19 protein-coding genes and 1 other annotated feature are annotated in these 19,017 nt (G+C 58.3%); all 19 genes read left to right on the top strand.

Going from position 1 to position 19,017, the window contains the following annotated elements; genetic code table 11:
* The first annotated feature begins 28 nt into the window (after positions 1 to 28).
* The 19 genes from radA to rpoB all read left to right on the top strand — a co-directional run bounded on the left by radA (position 29) and on the right by rpoB (position 18,960).
* Positions 29 to 1,402 (top strand): DNA repair protein RadA, encoded by a 1,374-nt coding sequence (gene radA / locus C772_RS08040; protein ID WP_008298938.1) that lies wholly within the window; start codon positions 29 to 31, stop codon positions 1,400 to 1,402.
* 427 nt (positions 1,403 to 1,829) lie between these two features.
* A complete protein-coding gene (locus C772_RS08035) occupies positions 1,830 to 2,906 on the top strand; it encodes a PIN/TRAM domain-containing protein (RefSeq protein WP_008298936.1) in 1,077 nt (358 codons plus the stop codon).
* A 51-nt stretch (positions 2,907 to 2,957) separates the two neighbouring features.
* Positions 2,958 to 3,662 (top strand): 2-C-methyl-D-erythritol 4-phosphate cytidylyltransferase, encoded by a 705-nt coding sequence (gene ispD / locus C772_RS08030; protein WP_008298934.1) that lies wholly within the window; start codon positions 2,958 to 2,960, stop codon positions 3,660 to 3,662.
* The gene (gene ispF, locus C772_RS08025) at positions 3,659 to 4,135 is read left to right on the top strand and encodes a 2-C-methyl-D-erythritol 2,4-cyclodiphosphate synthase (protein WP_008298933.1); all 477 of its coding nucleotides are present in this window, start codon (positions 3,659 to 3,661) and stop codon (positions 4,133 to 4,135) included. Before ispD ends, ispF begins: the two co-directional genes overlap by 4 nt.
* A 250-nt stretch (positions 4,136 to 4,385) precedes the next feature.
* Positions 4,386 to 5,843 (top strand): glutamate--tRNA ligase, encoded by a 1,458-nt coding sequence (gltX, locus tag C772_RS08020; protein ID WP_008298930.1) that lies wholly within the window; start codon positions 4,386 to 4,388, stop codon positions 5,841 to 5,843.
* 382 nt (positions 5,844 to 6,225) lie between these two features.
* Positions 6,226 to 6,900: a serine O-acetyltransferase gene (cysE, locus tag C772_RS08015; RefSeq protein WP_268743605.1), complete on the top strand. Its 675-nt coding sequence runs from the start codon at positions 6,226 to 6,228 to the stop codon at positions 6,898 to 6,900.
* The gene (cysS, locus tag C772_RS08010; RefSeq protein ID WP_008298924.1) at positions 6,897 to 8,297 is read left to right on the top strand and encodes a cysteine--tRNA ligase; all 1,401 of its coding nucleotides are present in this window, start codon (positions 6,897 to 6,899) and stop codon (positions 8,295 to 8,297) included. Before cysE ends, cysS begins: the two co-directional genes overlap by 4 nt.
* 4 nt (positions 8,298 to 8,301) lie before the next feature.
* Positions 8,302 to 8,721, top strand: coding sequence for a Mini-ribonuclease 3 (locus C772_RS08005; protein ID WP_008298922.1), 420 nt, complete (start codon positions 8,302 to 8,304; stop codon positions 8,719 to 8,721).
* On the top strand, positions 8,718 to 9,473 hold the full coding sequence (gene rlmB / locus C772_RS08000; protein WP_008298920.1) for a 23S rRNA (guanosine(2251)-2'-O)-methyltransferase RlmB: 756 nt from the start codon (positions 8,718 to 8,720) through the stop codon (positions 9,471 to 9,473). Before C772_RS08005 ends, rlmB begins: the two co-directional genes overlap by 4 nt.
* Positions 9,473 to 9,982, top strand: a complete 510-nt coding sequence (locus tag C772_RS07995) for an NYN domain-containing protein (RefSeq protein ID WP_008298918.1) — start codon at positions 9,473 to 9,475, stop codon at positions 9,980 to 9,982. The genes rlmB and C772_RS07995 overlap by 1 nt, the downstream gene beginning before the upstream one ends.
* Positions 9,983 to 10,052: 70 nt before the next feature.
* Positions 10,053 to 10,703, top strand: coding sequence for an RNA polymerase sporulation sigma factor SigH (sigH, locus tag C772_RS07990; protein ID WP_008298916.1), 651 nt, complete (start codon positions 10,053 to 10,055; stop codon positions 10,701 to 10,703).
* 181 nt (positions 10,704 to 10,884) lie between these two features.
* A complete protein-coding gene (secE, locus tag C772_RS07985; protein ID WP_008298915.1) occupies positions 10,885 to 11,070 on the top strand; it encodes a preprotein translocase subunit SecE in 186 nt (61 codons plus the stop codon).
* Between the two features lie 203 nt (positions 11,071 to 11,273).
* Positions 11,274 to 11,807: a transcription termination/antitermination protein NusG gene (gene nusG / locus C772_RS07980; RefSeq protein WP_008298913.1), complete on the top strand. Its 534-nt coding sequence runs from the start codon at positions 11,274 to 11,276 to the stop codon at positions 11,805 to 11,807.
* A gap of 164 nt (positions 11,808 to 11,971) precedes the next feature.
* On the top strand, positions 11,972 to 12,397 hold the full coding sequence (rplK, locus tag C772_RS07975; protein ID WP_143020570.1) for a 50S ribosomal protein L11: 426 nt from the start codon (positions 11,972 to 11,974) through the stop codon (positions 12,395 to 12,397).
* 117 nt (positions 12,398 to 12,514) lie between these two features.
* A complete protein-coding gene (rplA, locus tag C772_RS07970; protein WP_008298910.1) occupies positions 12,515 to 13,216 on the top strand; it encodes a 50S ribosomal protein L1 in 702 nt (233 codons plus the stop codon).
* 40 nt (positions 13,217 to 13,256) lie between these two features.
* Positions 13,257 to 13,402, top strand: a sequence feature (ribosomal protein L10 leader region).
* Between the two features lie 36 nt (positions 13,403 to 13,438).
* Positions 13,439 to 13,939 carry a 50S ribosomal protein L10 gene (rplJ, locus tag C772_RS07965; protein WP_008298909.1) on the top strand — a complete coding sequence of 167 codons (501 nt, stop codon included), beginning with the start codon at positions 13,439 to 13,441 and terminating at the stop codon, positions 13,937 to 13,939.
* 72 nt (positions 13,940 to 14,011) lie between these two features.
* Positions 14,012 to 14,374: a 50S ribosomal protein L7/L12 gene (gene rplL / locus C772_RS07960; protein WP_008298908.1), complete on the top strand. Its 363-nt coding sequence runs from the start codon at positions 14,012 to 14,014 to the stop codon at positions 14,372 to 14,374.
* 129 nt (positions 14,375 to 14,503) lie between these two features.
* A complete protein-coding gene (locus C772_RS07955; RefSeq protein WP_008298907.1) occupies positions 14,504 to 15,106 on the top strand; it encodes a class I SAM-dependent methyltransferase in 603 nt (200 codons plus the stop codon).
* Positions 15,107 to 15,411: 305 nt separating this feature from the next.
* On the top strand, positions 15,412 to 18,960 hold the full coding sequence (gene rpoB, locus C772_RS07950; protein ID WP_008298906.1) for a DNA-directed RNA polymerase subunit beta: 3,549 nt from the start codon (positions 15,412 to 15,414) through the stop codon (positions 18,958 to 18,960).
* The last annotated feature ends 57 nt before the right edge of the window (positions 18,961 to 19,017 follow it).

Here is a 19,017-nt window from a genome sequence, read left to right as displayed (position 1 = left end):
GATGTCTTTTCCGTGCCTGGAGGTACTAATGGCGAAGAAGAAAACAAAGTTCATGTGCCGGGATTGCGGATATGAGTCTCCGAAGTGGATGGGCCGCTGCCCGGGCTGCGGGGAATGGAACACGATGGACGAAGAAGTGGCGATTGTCGGGAAAGCCGCGCGTGGCGGCGCTTTCCGCACCGAGGCAGGCCCGGCCGGCAAGGCGTCCCCGATCACTTCGGTCGAGACGCAGGAAGAGCCCCGCGTCGAGACGGCGTTCGGCGAGCTGAACCGGGTGCTCGGCGGCGGCGTGGTCCCGGGCTCGCTTGTCCTGATCGGCGGCGACCCGGGGATCGGGAAGTCGACGCTGCTGCTGCAGGTGTCGTCGCTCCTCGCTGAAAAGGGCCGCCGCGTCCTTTACATCTCCGGCGAGGAATCGGTGCGCCAGACCAAACTCCGCGCGGAGCGGATCGGTGTCACTTCACCGGAGCTCTATATCTACTCCGAGACCGACATGGAACATATCCGGCTGTCGATCGAGGAGCTGAAGCCTCAGTTCGTCATCGTCGACTCCATCCAGACGGTGCACCATCCGGACGTCACGTCCGCCCCGGGGAGTGTTTCCCAGGTGCGCGAGTGTACTGCTGACCTCATGCGGATCGCCAAGACGACCGGGACCGCCATCTTCCTTGTCGGCCACGTCACGAAGGAAGGCCAGATCGCGGGTCCGCGCCTTCTCGAGCACATGGTCGACACGGTGCTTTACTTTGAAGGGGAGCGCCATCACACGTACCGGATCCTCCGGAGCGTGAAAAACCGGTTCGGCTCGACGAACGAGATGGCGATCTTCGAGATGCTGCAGTCGGGGCTGAAGGAAGTGCTGAACCCGTCCGAGCTGTTCCTTGAGGAGCGCTCACAGGGTGCGGCGGGCTCCGTCGTCGTCGCTTCGATGGAAGGCACCCGTCCGATCCTTGTTGAGATCCAGGCGCTTGTCACGCAGTCCAGCTTCAACTATCCAAAGCGCATGGCGACCGGCCTTGACCAGAGCCGCGTGTCGCTTCTCATGGCCGTCCTCGAAAAGCGGATGAACATGCTGCTCCAGACACATGACGCCTACATCAAGGTGGCGGGCGGCGTGAAGCTGGATGAGCCGGCAATCGACCTCGCCGTCCTCACGAGCATTGTCTCGAGCTTCAAGGACACACCCGTCAGCCAGTACGACGTCTTTGTCGGCGAAGTCGGCCTGACCGGCGAGATCCGCCGCGTGTCCCGCATCGAGCAGCGCGTCCAGGAAGCGAAAAAGCTCGGATTCAAGCGCGCCATCGTGCCCGCCTCGAACCTTGGCGGCTGGGACTATCCCGAAGGCATCCAGGTCGTCGGTGTCAGCACCGTCGCCGAAGCGCTGGGAGAGGCGTTCAAGTAAGCGGGTTTTAATGAGACGTTGACGATCTTCAGTGAAACGTTGATCAACTTTGTTGTAACGTTGACTATCTTGGCTGAGATGTTGATAAACTTCAGTGAAACGTTGACGATCAGCCTCGAAATGCCGGAAAGCAGGCCGGGGACACCCGGCCGTCACACAGTAAACATTGCGGCATAGATTAAAACAAGGCGGTCCCGTTGCATATACATGCGGCGGGGCCGTTTTTTGGTTTCAGGAGCGGCGGTTAGGGGAAGGATTTGAGGATCGGACGGTAAGGAACGGTGTGTCACGGCGGGTATCCATCCAATAAGGAACTTCTTTCCTTCTCCTTCGTCCGAATATTTATGGAAATCATATGGTTTTCATCCCCCTCCGGAAGGAAGTCCGGGGTCCGAACGTGTATACTTTAAGCAAGGAGGTGAAAACCATGCTGAACTTTTTTGTGAAGGTCGCCTATGCACTGATCGGGGCCACGCTTGGTGCTATTTTTCTTCCGTCATTATTCGATTTTTTATCCGTTAACCAGCCATGGCTCACCAATGCGTATACGTCCGCATTGATCGGTGCCGTCCTATTTTATTTGCTGAGCCTCGTGCTGACCGAACCGACCGTGCGATCGATCAAATGGCTCGAGGAGCGCCTCATGAAAGCGCCCGTGCTCGATCTGCTGTTCGGGACAGTCGGGATGATTGTCGGCCTGATTGTTGCGTTCCTTCTGTCATTCGCCGTCGGTGCGATTCAGTTCCCGCCCATCACGGACATCTTGCCGGTCATCCTCTCCGTGCTTCTCGGCTATCTCGGTTTCCAGTTCGGCTTCCAGAAGCGGGAGGAGCTGATCCAGACATTCTCGAGAAGCGGGGAAAAGAAAAAAGACGGCGTGCAGCAGTCCGCCGAATCCCGCGCCAGCCAGAAAATCCTTGATACGAGCGTCATCATCGACGGGCGGATCGCGGACATTTCCGAGACCGGGTTTCTTGAGGGGGAGCTTGTCATCCCCCAGTTTGTCCTGACCGAGCTGCAGCATATCGCGGACTCTTCCGACTCGCTCAAGCGCACAAAGGGGCGTCGCGGGCTTGATATCCTGAAGCGCATCCAGGACGACCGCCAGACCGTCATCACCGACGAAGACTTCGACGATGTGAGCGAGGTCGACATGAAACTCGTGAGGCTGGCGAAGAAAAACGGCGGTGTCGTCGTAACGAACGACTTCAACCTCAACAAAGTGTGCGAGCTGCACAATGTCCGCGTGCTCAACATCAACGACCTGGCCAACGCCGTGAAGCCTGTCGTTATCCCGGGCGAGGAAATGCGGGTCACCGTCATCAAGGAAGGCAAGGAAGCCAACCAGGGCATCGCCTATCTGGACGACGGGACGATGATCGTCATTGAAAACGGGAAAAACCAGATCGGCAAGACGCTCACCGTCGCGGTGACAAGCGTCCTGCAGACATCTGCGGGTCGGATGATCTTTGCCCGGCCGCGTGACGTGAAAGCGAAAAACTGACGGAAGGCAGGGCCCCGTGCCCTGTCCTTTCGCTTGATGGAGTGGAATCAGATGGAATACACAGTCATGCTGCCGGCGGCGGGAAGCGGCCGGCGGATGGGGGCGGGGGAGAACAAGCTGTTCCTGCCGCTCGCAGGGAAGCCGATCCTGGCCAGGACGCTTTCCGTGTTCCAGCAGGACCCGGACTGCGCCGGCATCATCCTCGCGGTGCGCCCGGATGAACGGGACCGGATCCGGGAAATGCTGGCGGACCACGGCATCACGAAAGTCACGGCGATGCCGGACGGCGGGGGAGAGCGCCAGGACAGTGTCCGGGCATGTGTCCGGGCATTCATGGATTCGGGAAGCGCGGACGATGCGGTCGTCATGGTGCATGACGCTGCGCGGCCGTTTCTTTCCCGCCGGGTGATCCGGGAACTGGCGGAGACGGTGCGGGAACACGGTGCCGCGATCGCCGCGGTCCCGTCCAAGGACACCGTAAAGCAGGTGGCGGACGGAGTCGTGGAAGATACGCCCGACCGCAGCACCGTCTGGCTTGTCCAGACCCCGCAGGCGTTCCGCGCGGGCCTGCTGGCAGAAGCGGAGGAAAAGGCGCTGTCCGAAGGGTTCCTCGGAACGGACGAATCGATGCTGGTCGAGCGGCTCGGACACCCCGTCCGCGTCGTCGAAAGCACGTATGATAATCTGAAGATGACGACCAAGGTGGACCTCGCGATCGGCGAGGCGCTGTTGAAACGGCAGGAGGAGATGGAATGATCAGGATCGGACAAGGGTTTGACGTGCATGAATTTGCGGAGGGGCGCCCGCTCATCATCGGCGGCGTGACCATCCCGCACGAGCGCGGCCTCATCGGCCACTCGGACGCGGACGTGCTGCTCCATACCGTAACCGATGCGGCACTGGGCGCGATCGGCGGAGGGGACATCGGGCATCATTTCCCGGACACCGACGAGGCGTTCAAGGACGCGGACTCCGCGGTGCTGCTGGAGCGGGTCTGGGCGGATGTCGAGGCGCAGGGCTGGAAACTCGGCAATGTCGACTGCACGATCATGGCCCAGCGCCCGAAAATGGCGCCGCATATCGGCAAGATCCGCGCCCGCATCGCGGAACTGCTTCACGCGGATGTGTCGCAGGTGAACGTCAAGGCGACCACGACCGAAAAGCTCGGCTTTGTCGGCCGCGAAGAAGGAATTGCCGCACTCGCGGTGATCTTATTGGAGAAAGCGTAATTGACTGGACCGCCCGCGATGCCGGGCGGTCTCTTCTAATAAGAGGAGACTCTCCGCGGGGTTCGCGTAGGAATCGGCAAAATTTGCGCCCGAAAAAGAGGTTCGCGAACGAAAATCCCGACCTTTTTGTCCGCACGCGAATCCCAAAAGCCTCCCGGACATCGTCCGCAGCACCCGGTGCTTTAAAACCTCACGTGCTGTGGTAAAATGGACGGAGCAAACATGTTCGAACGAACAGGAGGAACCATCTATGACACAGGAAGTCCGTGTACGCTATGCGCCGAGCCCGACGGGGCACCTGCATATCGGGAACGCCCGGACGGCGCTCTTCAACTATCTTTACGCACGCCACAACGGCGGCAAGTTCATCATCCGCATCGAGGATACCGACGCGAAGCGCAACATCGAGGGCGGCGAGGAATCGCAGCTCCGCTACCTGAAGTGGCTCGGCATCGACTGGGATGAGAGCATCGACGTCGGCGGCGAGTACGGCCCGTACCGCCAGTCGGAACGGAATGACCTTTATAAGGAACTGTACGACGGGCTCCTGGAGAAGGGGCAGGCCTACAAGTGCTACTGCACCGAAGAAGAGCTTGAGGCGGAGCGCGAGGCACAGCAGGCGCGCGGGGAAATGCCGCGCTACAGCGGAAAATGCCGCCACCTGTCGGACGATGACCGTGCGAAGCTCGAGGCGGAAGGCCGCCGGCCGAGCATCCGGATCGCCGTGCCGGAAGGGCGCACGTACAAGTTCAATGACATGGTCAAGGACGAGGTGTCGTTCGAATCCGGCGATTTCGGCGACTGGGTCATCGTGAAAAAGGACGGCGTGCCGACCTACAACTTCGCAGTGGCGGTCGACGACCACTACATGAAGATTTCACATGTGCTCCGCGGGGATGACCACATCTCCAATACGCCGAAGCAGATGATGATCTATGAGGCGTTCGGCTGGGAGCCGCCGACATTCGGGCACATGACGCTGATTGTGAACGAAAGCCGCAAGAAATTGTCGAAGCGTGACGAATCGATCATCCAGTTTATCGAACAGTACGAGGAACTCGGCTATCTGCCGGAAGCGCTCTTCAACTTCATCGCGCTCCTCGGCTGGTCGCCGAAGGGCGAGGACGAGATCTTCTCGAAGGACGAGTTCATCGAGATGTTCGAAGCGGACCGCCTCTCGAAGTCGCCTGCCCTCTTTGACAAGCAGAAGCTGACATGGATGAACAACCAGTATGTGAAGCAGCTTCCGTCCGAAGAAGTCGTGAAGCTGGCGCTGCCGCATCTCCAGAAGGCGGGCCGCCTGCCGGAAGAGCTGTCCGCGGAACAACGGGAATGGGCAGAGCGCCTGATCGCGCTTTATCAGGAGCAGATGAGCTTCGGTGCGGAAATTGTCGAATTGTCCGCCCAGTTCTTTAATGACGGCATCGAATACGATGAGGAAGCGAAGGCTGTGCTGTCCGGCGAGCAGGTTCCGGAAGTAATGACTGCGTTCCGGGCGAAGCTTGAAGAACTCGAAACGTTCGACCCGGCATCGATCAAATCGGCCATCAAGGCCGTGCAGAAAGAGACCGGGCACAAGGGCAAGAATCTCTTCATGCCGATCCGCGTCGTGACAACGGGCCAGACACACGGTCCCGAGCTGCAGGAAGCCATCTCGCTTCTTGGCCGCGACAAAGTAATCCGGCGTGTTTCCGCGTACGCGGGCTGAATTCACCGGGCATTTGGCGCATACGGTTTAATCAATTGACTTTCCGCGTTCCCCAAGTACAATAGAGGTCAACAAGGAAACAACATACCGAAAGCGACGAAGAGGAGAAGTACGTTGCGCATGCTCGACAGAGAGGGCCGCCGCCGGCTGAAAGCGGCCCGGGCCGCTGCGCGCGGAAATGCACCTCGGAGCGCCGAGCCGAAATGAAGTAGGCCGGCCGCCTTGCCCGCGTTACGGGCACCGAGGGGGGAGGGGCGTTTTTTGCTCCTCCCAAACCAGAGTGGAACCGCGCATACCAGGCGTCTCTGTCAGCTGACAGGGGCGCTTTTTGTTTTGTCGGCATGCCGCCGGATGCCTCCCGCCCGCCTCAGTTTTCGGATATTTGGAGGAATGCCCAACCATGTTCAAGAGGATGAAAGAAGATATTGCGACAATTTTCGACCAGGACCCCGCGGCAAGAAGTGCCTTTGAGATCGTGCTGACCTACTCGGGGCTTCACGCGCTCTGGGGCTACCGGATCGCCCATGCCCTCCATAAGAGGGGGATGCGGTTCCTTGCCCGCGCCGTGTCCCAGTTTTCCCGGTTCCTGACCGGGATCGAGATCCATCCGGGCGCCGTGATCGGCCGCCGGTTCTTTATCGACCACGGTTCGGGCGTCGTCATCGGGGAAACCTGCGAAATCGGTGACGACGTGACGCTGTATCAGGGTGTGACGCTTGGCGGGACCGGCAAGGAAAAGGGCAAGCGCCACCCGACGCTCGGCAACAATGTGCTCGTCGCATCAGGCGCGAAGGTGCTCGGATCGATCACGCTCGGCGACAACGTCAAAGTGGGCGCGGGATCCGTCGTGCTGAAAGACGTTCCGCCGAATTCGACAGTCGTCGGAATTCCGGGGACGGTCGTCGTCCAGAATGGGGTCAGGGTGCCGAAGAAGCTGGACCACCACGACATCCCGGATCCGGTCGCTGACAAGTGCGACATGCTGGAAGCAAAAATTAATCAGCTCAATCAAGAATTGGAGCGGCTGCAGGAGCAGCTGAAGGAGGTACGGCGATGACCATCCAGATTTTCAATACACTCACACGCAAGAAAGAACCGTTTGTCCCGATTGAAGAAGGGAAAGTGAAGATGTATGTATGCGGCCCGACCGTCTACAACTACATCCATATCGGCAACGCGCGCCCGGTCATCGTCTATGACACGGTCCGCAACTACCTGGAGTACAAGGGCTATGACGTTCACTTCGTTTCGAACTTCACCGACGTGGACGACAAGATCATCAAGGCGGCAAATGAGATCGGTGAAGAAGTCGGCGAACTGACGGAGCGGTTCATCGCCGCATATTTCGCGGACATCGAGGCGCTCGGATGCCGTCATGCGGATGACCACCCACGAGTCACGGACCACATCAGGGACATCATCGACTTTATCGGCGTGCTGATCGACAAGGGCTATGCCTATGAGTCGGGCGGCGACGTGTATTACCGGACGCGGAAGTTCGACGGCTACGGAAAGCTTTCGCAGCAGTCGATCGATGAGCTCAAGGTCGGTGCGCGCATCCAGCCCGGCGAGAAAAAGGAAGACGCGCTTGACTTCGCCCTCTGGAAGGCCGCGAAGCCCGGCGAGATCTCCTGGGAAAGCCCATGGGGCGCAGGCCGGCCGGGCTGGCACATCGAGTGCTCGGTCATGGCGCGCGAGGTGCTCGGCGATACGATCGACATCCACGCCGGCGGCCAGGACCTGACATTCCCGCACCATGAGAACGAAATCGCCCAGAGCGAGGCGCATAACGACAAGACGTTCGCGAACTACTGGATGCACAACGGCTACGTGAACATCGACAACGAGAAAATGTCGAAGTCGCTCGGCAACTTCATCACCGTCCACGACATCCGGCAGAAGATTGATCCGCAGGTGCTGCGCTACTTTATGCTGACGGTTCATTACCGGAACCCGATCAACTTCTCCTCGGAAGTGATCGCAGATGCGGAAAACGCCCTTGAACGCCTTCGCACGGCGTACCGCAACCTGATGTTCCGCCTCGAGCAGACGGCGGACAACGGCGACCAGGCGGATATCTGGCTCCATAAGGTCCGGGAGGCGCAGAAGGCATTCGAAGACGCGATGGACGATGACTTCAACACGGCAAACGCCGTTGCGGCACTTTTCGACCTGGCACGCCTGTCGAACACCTACCTGAACGAGAAAAACACCCAGAAGGATGTGCTCCAGGCGTTCCTCGGCGCGTTCGGCAAGCTGGCCGGCGTGCTCGGCATCTCGCTTGAGACGGCAGATGAGCTTCCGGGCGAAGAGGTTGACGCACTGATTGCAGAGCGCGAAGAAGCGCGGAAAAACCGTGACTTCAAGCGTGCCGACGAAATCCGCGATCATCTGCTGAGCCAGGGGATCATCCTGGAGGATACCCGGCAGGGCGTCCGCTGGAAGAGGGGCTGATCGGATGGCAGGAATCAGTGACGGCGACATCCGCCAGCTAAACGGGCTCGCGCTCGCCTACATGGGGGATGCGGTCTACGAGGTCGCGATCCGCGAGCATCTGATCCGCTCCGGCCGGGCCAAGCCGAACACGCTCCACCGGCTTGCGACCGGCTATGTATCGGCGAAGTCCCAGGCGGCGATCGTCCTCTCGATGGAAGAGGGCGGGTTCCTTGATGAGTCGGAATCCGCTGTCGTCCGCAGGGGGCGGAACGCCAAATCGGGACATGCCCCGAAAAACACGGATGTACAGACGTACAATTACAGCACGGCATTCGAGGCGCTGGTCGGCTATCTCCACCTGCTCGGCAAAAAGGAGCGGCTGGACGAAGTGATCCGTTACGCCATCGGATTTGCCGAATCGGAAGGAGGGGAACCGCGTTGACGAAGCGTGAAGAAGAAATCATTGCGGGGCGCAATCCGGTGCTCGAGGCGCTTCGTTCGGGGCGCCAGCTGAACAAGGTCTGGATTGCCGAAGGCATGCAGAAGGGATTTGCCTCGGACATCCGGCGGCTCGCGAAAGAATCCGGCACGGTGGTCCAGCAGGTGCCGAATAAAAAGCTTGATCAGCTGACCGATCTCACCCACCAGGGCGTCGTAGCATCCATCGCTGCCTATGATTACGCGGAGATGGACGATCTGTTCCGCCGGGCGGAGGAGCGCGGGGAGGATCCGTTCTTCCTCATCCTGGACGAGCTCGAGGACCCGCACAATCTGGGTTCAATCCTCCGGACGGCGGACGCGTCCGGCGTGCACGGCATCATCATTCCGAAGCGGCGCTCCGTCGGCCTGACCGGCGTGGTCGCCAAGGCATCGACCGGTGCGATCGAGCATGTCCCGGTCGTGCGGGTCGGCAATATGGCCCGCGCCGTGGACGATCTGAAGGACCGCGGTGTCTGGATTGCCGGCACCGATGCAAAGGGCGACGCCGACTACCGCAACATGGACGCGGGCCTGCCGCTCGCCGTCATCATCGGCAGCGAGGGCCGCGGCATGAGCCGCCTTCTCCGGGACAAATGCGACTTCCTGTACAGCCTACCGATGGTCGGGCATGTGAATTCCCTGAATGCCTCCGTCGCTGCGGCGCTCCTCATGTACGAAGTGTTCCGCAAGCGGGATCCGGAAGGCGGTCAGTGATGGACGTCCTGATCGTCGACGGCTACAACATTATCGGCGCCTGGCCGGAGCTGAAAACGCTCCGGGATGCCCGTCTGGAGGATGCCCGTGACCTGCTTGTCGAGATGATGGCGGAATACCGGGCGTACACGGGCTGGCGGGTGATTGTGGTCTTTGACGCGCAGTACGTGCCGGGCATCCCGAAGCCGCAGCGGCGGCGGGATGTCGAGGTGATCTATACAAGGGAGAACGAGACGGCTGACGAACGCATCGAGCGCCTCGCCTCCGAACTCGGAAGCCGGCGCACCCGTGTGCATGTGGCCACATCGGACTTTACCGAGCAGCGTGTCATCTTTGCCCAGGGCGCGCTCCGTAAATCCGCCCGGGAGCTTCGCCTGGAAATGGGCGAGGTCCGCGACGGCATCGCGAAACGGGTGCGGGAAATCCGCGAAAATCGGCCGTTCTCCAAAATCCCGCTCAGTGACGATGTGGCCGAAATTTTCGAAAAATGGCGCCGCGGACTAAAATGAGCGGTTGACGACAATATTTTCCTTCCTGTAAACTTGTCATTAAACTCGAGGGGGACCGGGGTGATCTGAAATGATGATTGACAGCCGGAAAGAGGTTTTGGGGGAAGCGTTTGAAAACCACAGCGATGAGTCGCTTGTCGAGCTGGTGCATGCCGGAAGGTCGGACGCGCTCGATTACCTGATCCGGAAGTATCATTATTTCGTCCGGATGAAAGCGCGCTCATATTTCCTGGTCGGCGCAGACCGGGAAGACATCATACAAGAGGGAATGATCGGCCTGTACAAGGCGATCCGGGACTTCCGCGCGGACAAGCTCAGTTCGTTCCGCGCGTTCGCGGAGCTTTGCATCACGCGCCAGATCATTACCGCGATCAAGACTGCGACTCGGCAGAAGCATATTCCGCTTAATTCGTCGGTATCGCTCGACAAGCCGGTGTACGAGGATGAGTCCGAGCGGACACTGCTCGATATGCTGACCGGGCCGGAGCTGGACGATCCTGCCGACCTCATGGTCCACCGGGAGGATTTCAACCGGCTGGAGGAAGAGGTCAACAACGTCCTGAGTACGCTTGAACGGCAGGTGCTCGCCCTGTATCTGGAAGGACGCAGCTACCAGGAGATTTCCGACAAGCTGGACCGGCAGGTGAAGTCGATCGACAATGCCCTCCAGCGGATCAAGCGGAAACTGGAGCAGCACCTTGCCGCGGGGGCGCGCCGGTAGGCACCCGGGCGCGTTGACAGCCTTGTTTGCAGGTGGTAGGCTGTAAACGGACCGGTCCGCGGATCGGCGGCACGGCCGTCCTTACCCGGCGGCCGGCGGAAATCGTGATGCGACGCCGGAACTTCCGGTGACACAACCACACTCGACTTAGACACTTATAATCCGGAGGTTTTACGATAAAATGGGCAAGATTCGTGAGTTTTTCAGCGGCGTCGTCTCCGAGATGCGGAAGGTCAGCTGGCCGAAGCGCAAAGAACTGACCAAGTATACGGTCGTCGTTCTTTCGACGGTCATCTTCATGGCTCTGTACTTCGTAGTCATCGACCTCGGCATATCGGAACTGTTCCGCTGGTTCCTGAGCATCTGACTCAGGCTGTCTGAATACATGGCCACAATAGCCCGTCTGGAGGACCGCACGGGCTTTTTCATTTTGCTGAAGTTTCCGGGGCGGGTTGCGCCTGCCGGATGCGGGTACACTCATTGGAGAAGCCGTGTCCGGGAGGCAGCTGTCCCGGCACTCAGCCGTTGATATGGAAGTGAAAGGGAGGGACGGACGGCCAGTCCGATCGAATGGAGAAAAATTGGTACGTGGTGCACACCTATTCCGGATATGAGAACAAGGTGAAGGCGAACCTCGAAAAACGGGTCGAAACGATGGGGATGCTCGACAAGATCTTCCGCGTTATCGTTCCTGAAGAACAGGAAACTGAGCTGAAGGACGGCAAGAAAAAGACCGTCATGCGCAAGACATTCCCGGGATACGTCCTTGTCGAAATGATCATGACGGACGACTCCTGGTATGTCGTGCGCAACACGCCCGGCGTAACGGGCTTTATCGGCTCGTCGGGCGGCGGCGCGAAGCCGACGCCGCTCATGCCGGAAGAGGTTGACTTCATCCTCCGCCAGATGGGCATGAAGGAAGCCAAGGTCGAAATGGACATCGAAGAAGGCGAACTTGTCGAAGTGCTGGAAGGGCCGTTCGCGAACTTCCAGGGCACGGTCGAGGAAGTCGATCCGGCCAAAGGCAAAGTCAAGGTCGCTGTCGAGATGTTCGGACGCGAAACGAAGATGGAGCTTGATTTCGCCCAGATTCGTAAAATTTGACATTCCGCTTGCATACGGAAGGCGTTAGTGGTATCATTCCATAGGTCAGGCCTAAAATAGGTCTGCTGCGGATCAACCGTATTCTACCGGCAATGCCGGCAGACACATATGAGTGGGAGGGGCAACCCTATTACCACATCACGGACTTTAAGGAGGTGCGTCTCGTGGCTAAAAAAGTAAGCAAAATCGTTAAACTGCAAATCCCTGCAGGTAAAGCAAACCCGGCACCACCGGTCGGACCGGCACTCGGTCAGGCAGGTGTAAACATCATGGGCTTCTGTAAGGAATTCAACGCACGGACATCTGACCAGGCAGGTCTCATCATCCCTGTTGAGATCACGGTTTTCGAAGACCGCTCGTTTACATTCATTACAAAAACTCCGCCGGCTGCCGTTCTTCTGAAGAAAGCAGCAGGCATCGATAAGGCGTCCGGCGAACCGAACAAAAACAAGGTTGCCGTCGTCAAGCGTGATAAAGTCCGCGAAATCGCGGAGACTAAAATGCCTGACCTCAACGCCGCTTCTGTTGAAGCAGCGATGCAGATGGTCGAAGGCACTGCCCGCAGCATGGGCATCACGATCGAAGACTGATTCTTTCACTTGATGTTGTTCTGTTACAGGAGGGTTGCGCCCGTTCTACGCGAACGCCGCAATCCTTTTTCGTGGGAGGGTTAATCCGCTATAACCACAATCAAGGAGGAAACAAACATGGCTAAAAAAGGCAAGAAGCTCGTAGAAGCGGCTAAAAAAGTAGACCGCGAACAACTCTACGGCGCAGAAGAAGCAATCGCGCTCGCTAAAGAAACGAGCACAACCAAATTCGACGCTACTGTCGAAGTCGCTTTCCGTCTCGGAATCGACACTCGTAAAAACGACCAGCAGATCCGCGGCGCAGTCGTCCTTCCTAACGGAACGGGCAAAACGCAAAAAGTCCTCGTTTTCGCAAAAGGCGAAAAAGCGAAGGAAGCGGAAGCAGCAGGCGCTGACTATGTCGGCGAAGCAGACTTCGTCCAGAAGATCCAGCAAGGCTGGTTCGACTTCGACGTCGTCGTTGCGACTCCTGACATGATGGGCGAAGTCGGTAAGCTCGGCCGCGTCCTCGGACCAAAAGGCCTCATGCCGAACCCTAAGACAGGCACTGTTACATTTGATGTGACAAAAGCTGTCCAGGACATCAAAGCAGGTAAGGTTGAATACCGTGCTGACAAGGCCGGCATCATCCACGCACCAATCGGAAAAGTTTCGTTCGACAACGAGAAGCTCATCGAGAACTTCGAAACGATCTTCGAAACCATCCAGAAGGCAAAACCTGCAGCTGCAAAAGGCACTTACATGAAGTCTGTCAACGTGACGACTACAATGGGTCCTGCAGTGAAAATCGATGCGGCAAACGTCGTCATCAAAAAATAATCGTTGACAACAGAATGGCAGTCTGGTAAGATTGCCGATGTTGTGAATATCGTTTGTACCGTAGACAGCAGGGGCGGCATGCCGCTTAAACTTCCCTGCCGAGGACAAAGACGTGCTTGATCGAATGAAGCCGACTTTAATGCCCTGTGTCTGCGTTCGCGGATACAGGGCTTTTCCATTGATATGCGGTATAAATGAGCCACTCTAACAGGAGGTGTTGACATGAGCAAGATTCTCGAACAGAAACAAGCGCTCGTCGATGAAATCAGCGGCAAGCTGAAAGAAGCGGCATCCGTCGTCGTCGTGGACTACCGCGGCCTCAACGTGGCGCAAGTGACTGAGCTGCGCAAACAGCTCCGCGAAGAAGGCATCGAGTTCAAGGTTTACAAGAACTCAATGACCCGCCGCGCGGCTGATGCAGCAGGCCTCGAAGCACTCAACGAGTACATGACAGGCCCGAACGCAATCGCGTTCTCGACAGAAGACGTTGTTGCTCCTGCGCGGATCATCAATAACTTCGCAAAGGAAAACGATGCGCTTGAGATCAAAGCAGGCGTCATCGAAGGCAACGTTGCAACTCTGGAAGAAGTCAAGGCACTGGCGGAACTCCCATCCCGGGAAGGTCTCCTCTCCATGGTCCTCAGCGTCCTCCAGGCGCCAATCCGCAACTTCGCCCTCGCTTCGAAGGCAGTTGCAGATCAGAAAGAAGAGCAAGGCGCATAATCCCGCAGCCTGAGCCAACGGACAGCGGCAACGCCGCATAAAATAAATCGATCCATTTAGGAGGAAACATCAATGAGCAAAGAGCAAATCATTGAAGCGATCAAAGAAATGACGGTCCTCGAACTGAACGACCTCGTCAAAGCTATCGAAGAAGAATTCGGCGTAACAGCAGCAGCACCTGTTGCAGTTGCAGGCGGCGCAGCAGGCCCTGCAGCAGAAGAAAAAACAGACTTCGACGTTGTCCTTGCTTCCGCAGGCGACCAGAAGATCAAAGTCATCAAAGTTGTCCGCGAAATCACGGGCCTTGGCCTGAAAGAAGCGAAAGCGCTCGTAGACGAAGCGCCTAAAGCTCTCAAAGAAGGCGTAGCGAAAGAAGAAGCAGAAGAAATGAAAGCGAAGCTCGAAGAAGTCGGCGCAGGCGTCGAACTCAAGTAATCCTTGCTTCCCATACAAAAAAGCCCGTCTCAACTCGACGGGCTTTTTTCTTCATGTCCAAAGGGTATGATAGAAGCAAAGGCTCCCGGCTTCTGCCGGGCACCATCTTCACGAACGGAGGCGACGGGCATGGCGGATCATTATTATTCGAAGAACCCGGGCACCGAGAGCGCGCCGCAGACATGGACGGCAACACTGCGCGGCATCCCGTTCCGTTTCAAGACGGATGCGGGCGTATTCAGCAAGGAAAGTGTCGATTTCGGCTCGAGGCTTCTGATTGATACGTTCAGGGAGCCGGGAATACCGGGTAATCTCCTGGACATCGGATGCGGCTATGGGCCGGTCGGGCTGACGGCGGCCAGGCTGCTGCCGGACCGGACCGTCCATATGGTCGATGTGAACAGCCGCGCACTTGATCTGGCGCGCGAAAATGCCGGCGCAAACGGCGCCGGCAACACGGAGATCTATGAAAGTGACGCGGGCGCGGATGTGCGGGGGGACGGGTTTGCGGCCGTCCTGACGAATCCGCCGATCCGCGCGGGCAAGGACACCGTCTTCCGGATCTATGAGGACGCCTTCCGCCTTCTTGCCGAAGGGGGCGAGCTCTGGGTCGTCATCCAGAAAAAGCAGGGCGCTGCCTCCACCGAGAAAAAGCTGCAGGCGCTTTTCGGCAATGTGACGGCCGAAGAAAAGAAAAAGGGCTATTTCATCTTCAGATCGGTTAAAAAATGACTTGACAAACATTGACTTGACAAATATTCAATGATAGTATAATAAAATGCACAAATAAAATTGAGGTCGTGTGCCCTTTTGACTGAAGTGCCTCCGGTTGCCCTGGCGGCGTCCGGGGCCGGACAATCGTACCGTATAGTCCGGCTCTTCAATTGGGAATACTGGCCCGGAATGGAATAAGCCTGGTGAAACCGAAAATGAGCTTCTGCATCGGACTCGTTTTCTTTTTGTCTTTTCGGATATCATACATCAATTTGCCGGCATCCGCAAAGACCCATTATCGTTTTAATTGAGGGGTGAATCAGTTGACAGGTCAACTAGTTCAGTACGGTCAACATCGTCAGCGCAGGAGTTTTGCGCGGATCAGTGAGGTGCTTGAGCTCCCGAATCTGATCGAGATCCAGACGAAGTCCTATGAATGGTTCCTTGAGGAAGGCCTGCGGGACATGTTCCGCGACATTTCTCCGATCGAGGACTTCACGGGCAATCTTTCGCTTGAATTCGTCGACTACAGCCTCGGCGAACCGAAGTATCCGGTCGGCGAGTCGAAAGAGCGCGATGCGACGTACGCGGCACCACTCCGCGTCAAGGTCCGCCTCCATAATAAAGAAACCGAGGAAGTAAAGGAGCAGGATGTCTTCATGGGCGACTTCCCGCTCATGACGGACAACGGGACGTTCATCATCAACGGCGCGGAACGCGTCATCGTCTCCCAGCTCGTGCGCTCCCCGAGCGTCTACTTCCACGACAAGACGGACAAAAACGGCAAGCGCGGCTTCGGGGCGACAGTCATCCCGAACCGCGGCGCATGGCTCGAATACGAGACGGACGCGAAAGACGTCGTCCATGTCCGCATCGACCGCACACGCAAACTGCCGGTCACGGTCCTCCTGCGCGCACTCGGTTTCGGTTCCGATCAGGAGATCATCGACCTGATCGGGGACAACGAGTATCTCCAGAACACGCTGGAGAAGGACAGCACCGAAAGCACAGAAAAAGCACTCCTTGAAATCTACGAGCGCCTCCGCCCGGGCGAGCCGCCTACGGTCGAGAGCGCGAAGAACCTGCTCTACTCCCGCTTCTTCGATCCGAAGCGCTACGACCTTGCGAATGTCGGCCGCTACAAGATGAACAAGAAGCTCAGCATCAAAAACCGCCTCCTCAACCAGACGCTCGCAGAAGCGATCGCTGATCCGGAGACGGGCGAAATCATTGCGGAGAAGGGGACGCTGCTTGATCGCCGCGAACTCGACCGCATCATCCCGTACCTCGAGCAGGGCGCCGGCTATGAAACGCTTGAGCCGGCCGGCGGCGTACTCGACGAGGATATTACGATTTCTTCCGTGAAGATCTATGCGCCGAACAGCGAAGATGAGAAAGTCATCAACGTCATCGGCAATGCAGATATCGAAGAGGAAGTGAAGCACGTCACGCCGGCGGACATCGTCGCGTCGATCAGCTACTTCTTCAACCTCCTTTATCAGGTTGGCACGACCGATGATATCGACCACCTCGGCAACCGCCGTCTCCGTTCGGTCGGGGAACTGCTGCAGAACCAGTTCCGCATCGGCCTTTCCCGGATGGAGCGAGTGGTCCGCGAGCGGATGTCGATCAACGATACACAATCTATTGTGCCTCAGCAGCTGATCAATATCCGTCCGGTCATCGCGTCGATCAAGGAATTCTTCGGCAGCTCCCAGCTGTCCCAGTTCATGGACCAGACAAACCCGCTTGCGGAACTGACGCACAAGCGCCGCCTCTCCGCACTCGGGCCGGGCGGGCTCACCCGTGAGCGCGCCGGCATGGAAGTCCGTGACGTCCACTACTCGCACTACGGCCGCATGTGCCCGATTGAAACGCCGGAAGGCCCGAACATCGGACTCATCAACTCGCTCTCTACCTATGCGAAAGTGAACAAGTTCGGCTTCATTGAAACACCGTATCGCCGCGTGGACCCTGAAACGGGCGTCGTCACCGACCGGATCGACTACCTGACGGCCGACGAAGAGGACAACTATGTCGTCGCCCAGGCGAACGCACCGCTCGATGAAGAAAAACGCTTCGTCAACGAAGAAGTTGTCGGCCGCTTCCGCGGTGACAACTCCGTCTTCAAACGCGAATCGATCGACTACATGGACGTTTCGCCGAAACAGGTTGTCTCGGCCGCGACGGCATGTATCCCGTTCCTCGAGAACGATGACTCGAACCGTGCCCTCATGGGTGCGAACATGCAGCGGCAGGCTGTTCCGCTCCTTAATCCGGAAGCGCCGTTTGTCGGCACCGGGATGGAGTATGTGTCTGCGCGCGACTCGGGTGCGGCGATCGTCTCGAAGCACCACGGCATCGTGGAGCACGTCGAAGCGAAGGAAGTCCGCGTCCGCCGCATTGAAACGGTGGACGGCAAGGAAGTCAAGGGCGACCTCGACATCTACCACTTCGAGAAATTCATCCGTTCCAACCAGGGGACATGCTATAACCAGCGCCCGATCGTCAAGGTCGGCGACCGCGTCGAGCCGCTTACCGTACTGGGTGACGGCCCGTCGATGGAAGACGGCGAGCTCGCGCTCGGCCGCAACGTCCTCGTCGCATTCATGACATGGGACGGCTTCAACTACGAAGATGCCGTCATCATGAGCGAACGCCTGGTGAAGGACGATGTCTATACTTCGATCCATATCGAAGAATACGAATCCGACTCCCGTGATACAAAGCTCGGACCTGAAGAAATCACCCGCGACATCCCGAACGTCGGTGAAGACGCGCTCCGCAACCTCGATGAGCGCGGCATCATCCGCGTCGGCGCGGAAGTCCGCGACGGCGACATCCTCGTCGGAAAGGTCACGCCGAAGGGCGTTACCGAACTGACGGCGGAAGAACGTCTCCTGCACGCCATCTTCGGCGAGAAGGCACGCGAAGTCCGTGACACCTCGCTCCGCGTCCCTCACGGTGCGGGCGGGATCGTCCTTGACGTCAAAGTGTTCAACCGCGAAGACGGCGACGAGCTGGCGCCGGGTGTCAATCAGCTTGTGCGCGTCTACATTGTCCAGAAGCGGAAGATCTCCGTGGGCGACAAAATGGCGGGCCGCCACGGGAACAAGGGTGTCATCTCCCGGATCCTTCCGGAAGAGGACATGCCGTTCATGCCGGACGGCACGCCGGTTGACATCATGCTCAACCCGCTCGGCGTTCCTTCCCGGATGAACATCGGCCAGGTGCTCGAGCTTCACCTCGGCATGGCCGCGCGCTATCTCGGCCTCCATATGGCGACTCCGGTCTTCGACGGTGCCAACGAAGAAGATGTCTGGGAGACCATGGAAGAAGCCGGAATGGACCGCTCGGGTAAAACGACCCTCTACGACGGCCGCTCCGGCGAACCGTTCGACAACAAAGTGTCGGTCGGCATCATGTACATGATCAAGCTCGCCCACATGGTCGACGACAAGCTCCACGCCCGTTCGACCGGGCCATACTCCCTCGTCACGCAGCAGCCGCTCGGCGGTAAGGCGCAGTTCGGCGGACAGCGTTTCGGGGAGATGGAAGTCTGGGCACTTGAAGCGTACGGTGCAGCCTACACGCTCCAGGAAATCCTGACGGTCAAGTCCGATGACGTCGTCGGGCGCGTGAAGACCTATGAGGCGATCGTCAAAGGGGAGAACATCCCTCAGCCGGGAATCCCTGAATCGTTCAAGGTCCTCATCAAGGAACTCCAGTCCCTCGGCCTCGATGTCAAAATGCTGACGGAAGAATACGAGGAGATCGAGCTCCGCGACCTCGACGAAGACGAAGACCTGCAGCCGACGGATGCGCTGAACATCCTGCCGGCCAACGAGCAGGAAACGATCGGAGCCGAATAACGCGGATATAGTTGCAGCGGGGCGGCACGGCCGCCCGGGACGCTGCATTGCCATGAA

Origin of the sequence: Bhargavaea cecembensis DSE10 (genome assembly GCF_000348905.1) — a bacterium.
GTDB classification, from domain to species: Bacteria; Bacillota; Bacilli; order Bacillales_A; family Planococcaceae; genus Bhargavaea; species Bhargavaea cecembensis.
The sequence above is the reverse complement of the archived record's forward strand: the minus strand, read 5'-3'. Positions and strand labels throughout refer to the sequence as shown.

What these genes read in the sequence shown, in the direction of transcription:
- C772_RS08005 (WP_008298922.1), top strand. Translation starts at nt 8,302, where the DNA reads ATGGCAGGAATCAGTGACGGCGACATCCGCCAGCTAAACGGGCTCGCG.
- rplJ (WP_008298909.1), top strand. Translation starts at nt 13,439, where the DNA reads ATGAGCAAGATTCTCGAACAGAAACAAGCGCTCGTCGATGAAATCAGC.
- radA (WP_008298938.1), top strand. Translation starts at nt 29, where the DNA reads ATGGCGAAGAAGAAAACAAAGTTCATGTGCCGGGATTGCGGATATGAG.
- ispD (WP_008298934.1), top strand. Translation starts at nt 2,958, where the DNA reads ATGGAATACACAGTCATGCTGCCGGCGGCGGGAAGCGGCCGGCGGATG.
- sigH (WP_008298916.1), top strand. Translation starts at nt 10,053, where the DNA reads ATGATGATTGACAGCCGGAAAGAGGTTTTGGGGGAAGCGTTTGAAAAC.
- C772_RS07995 (WP_008298918.1), top strand. Translation starts at nt 9,473, where the DNA reads ATGGACGTCCTGATCGTCGACGGCTACAACATTATCGGCGCCTGGCCG.
- rplA (WP_008298910.1), top strand. Translation starts at nt 12,515, where the DNA reads ATGGCTAAAAAAGGCAAGAAGCTCGTAGAAGCGGCTAAAAAAGTAGAC.
- ispF (WP_008298933.1), top strand. Translation starts at nt 3,659, where the DNA reads ATGATCAGGATCGGACAAGGGTTTGACGTGCATGAATTTGCGGAGGGG.
- C772_RS07955 (WP_008298907.1), top strand. Translation starts at nt 14,504, where the DNA reads ATGGCGGATCATTATTATTCGAAGAACCCGGGCACCGAGAGCGCGCCG.
- secE (WP_008298915.1), top strand. Translation starts at nt 10,885, where the DNA reads ATGGGCAAGATTCGTGAGTTTTTCAGCGGCGTCGTCTCCGAGATGCGG.
- rplL (WP_008298908.1), top strand. Translation starts at nt 14,012, where the DNA reads ATGAGCAAAGAGCAAATCATTGAAGCGATCAAAGAAATGACGGTCCTC.
- C772_RS08035 (WP_008298936.1), top strand. Translation starts at nt 1,830, where the DNA reads ATGCTGAACTTTTTTGTGAAGGTCGCCTATGCACTGATCGGGGCCACG.
- cysS (WP_008298924.1), top strand. Translation starts at nt 6,897, where the DNA reads ATGACCATCCAGATTTTCAATACACTCACACGCAAGAAAGAACCGTTT.
- gltX (WP_008298930.1), top strand. Translation starts at nt 4,386, where the DNA reads ATGACACAGGAAGTCCGTGTACGCTATGCGCCGAGCCCGACGGGGCAC.
- nusG (WP_008298913.1), top strand. Translation starts at nt 11,274, where the DNA reads ATGGAGAAAAATTGGTACGTGGTGCACACCTATTCCGGATATGAGAAC.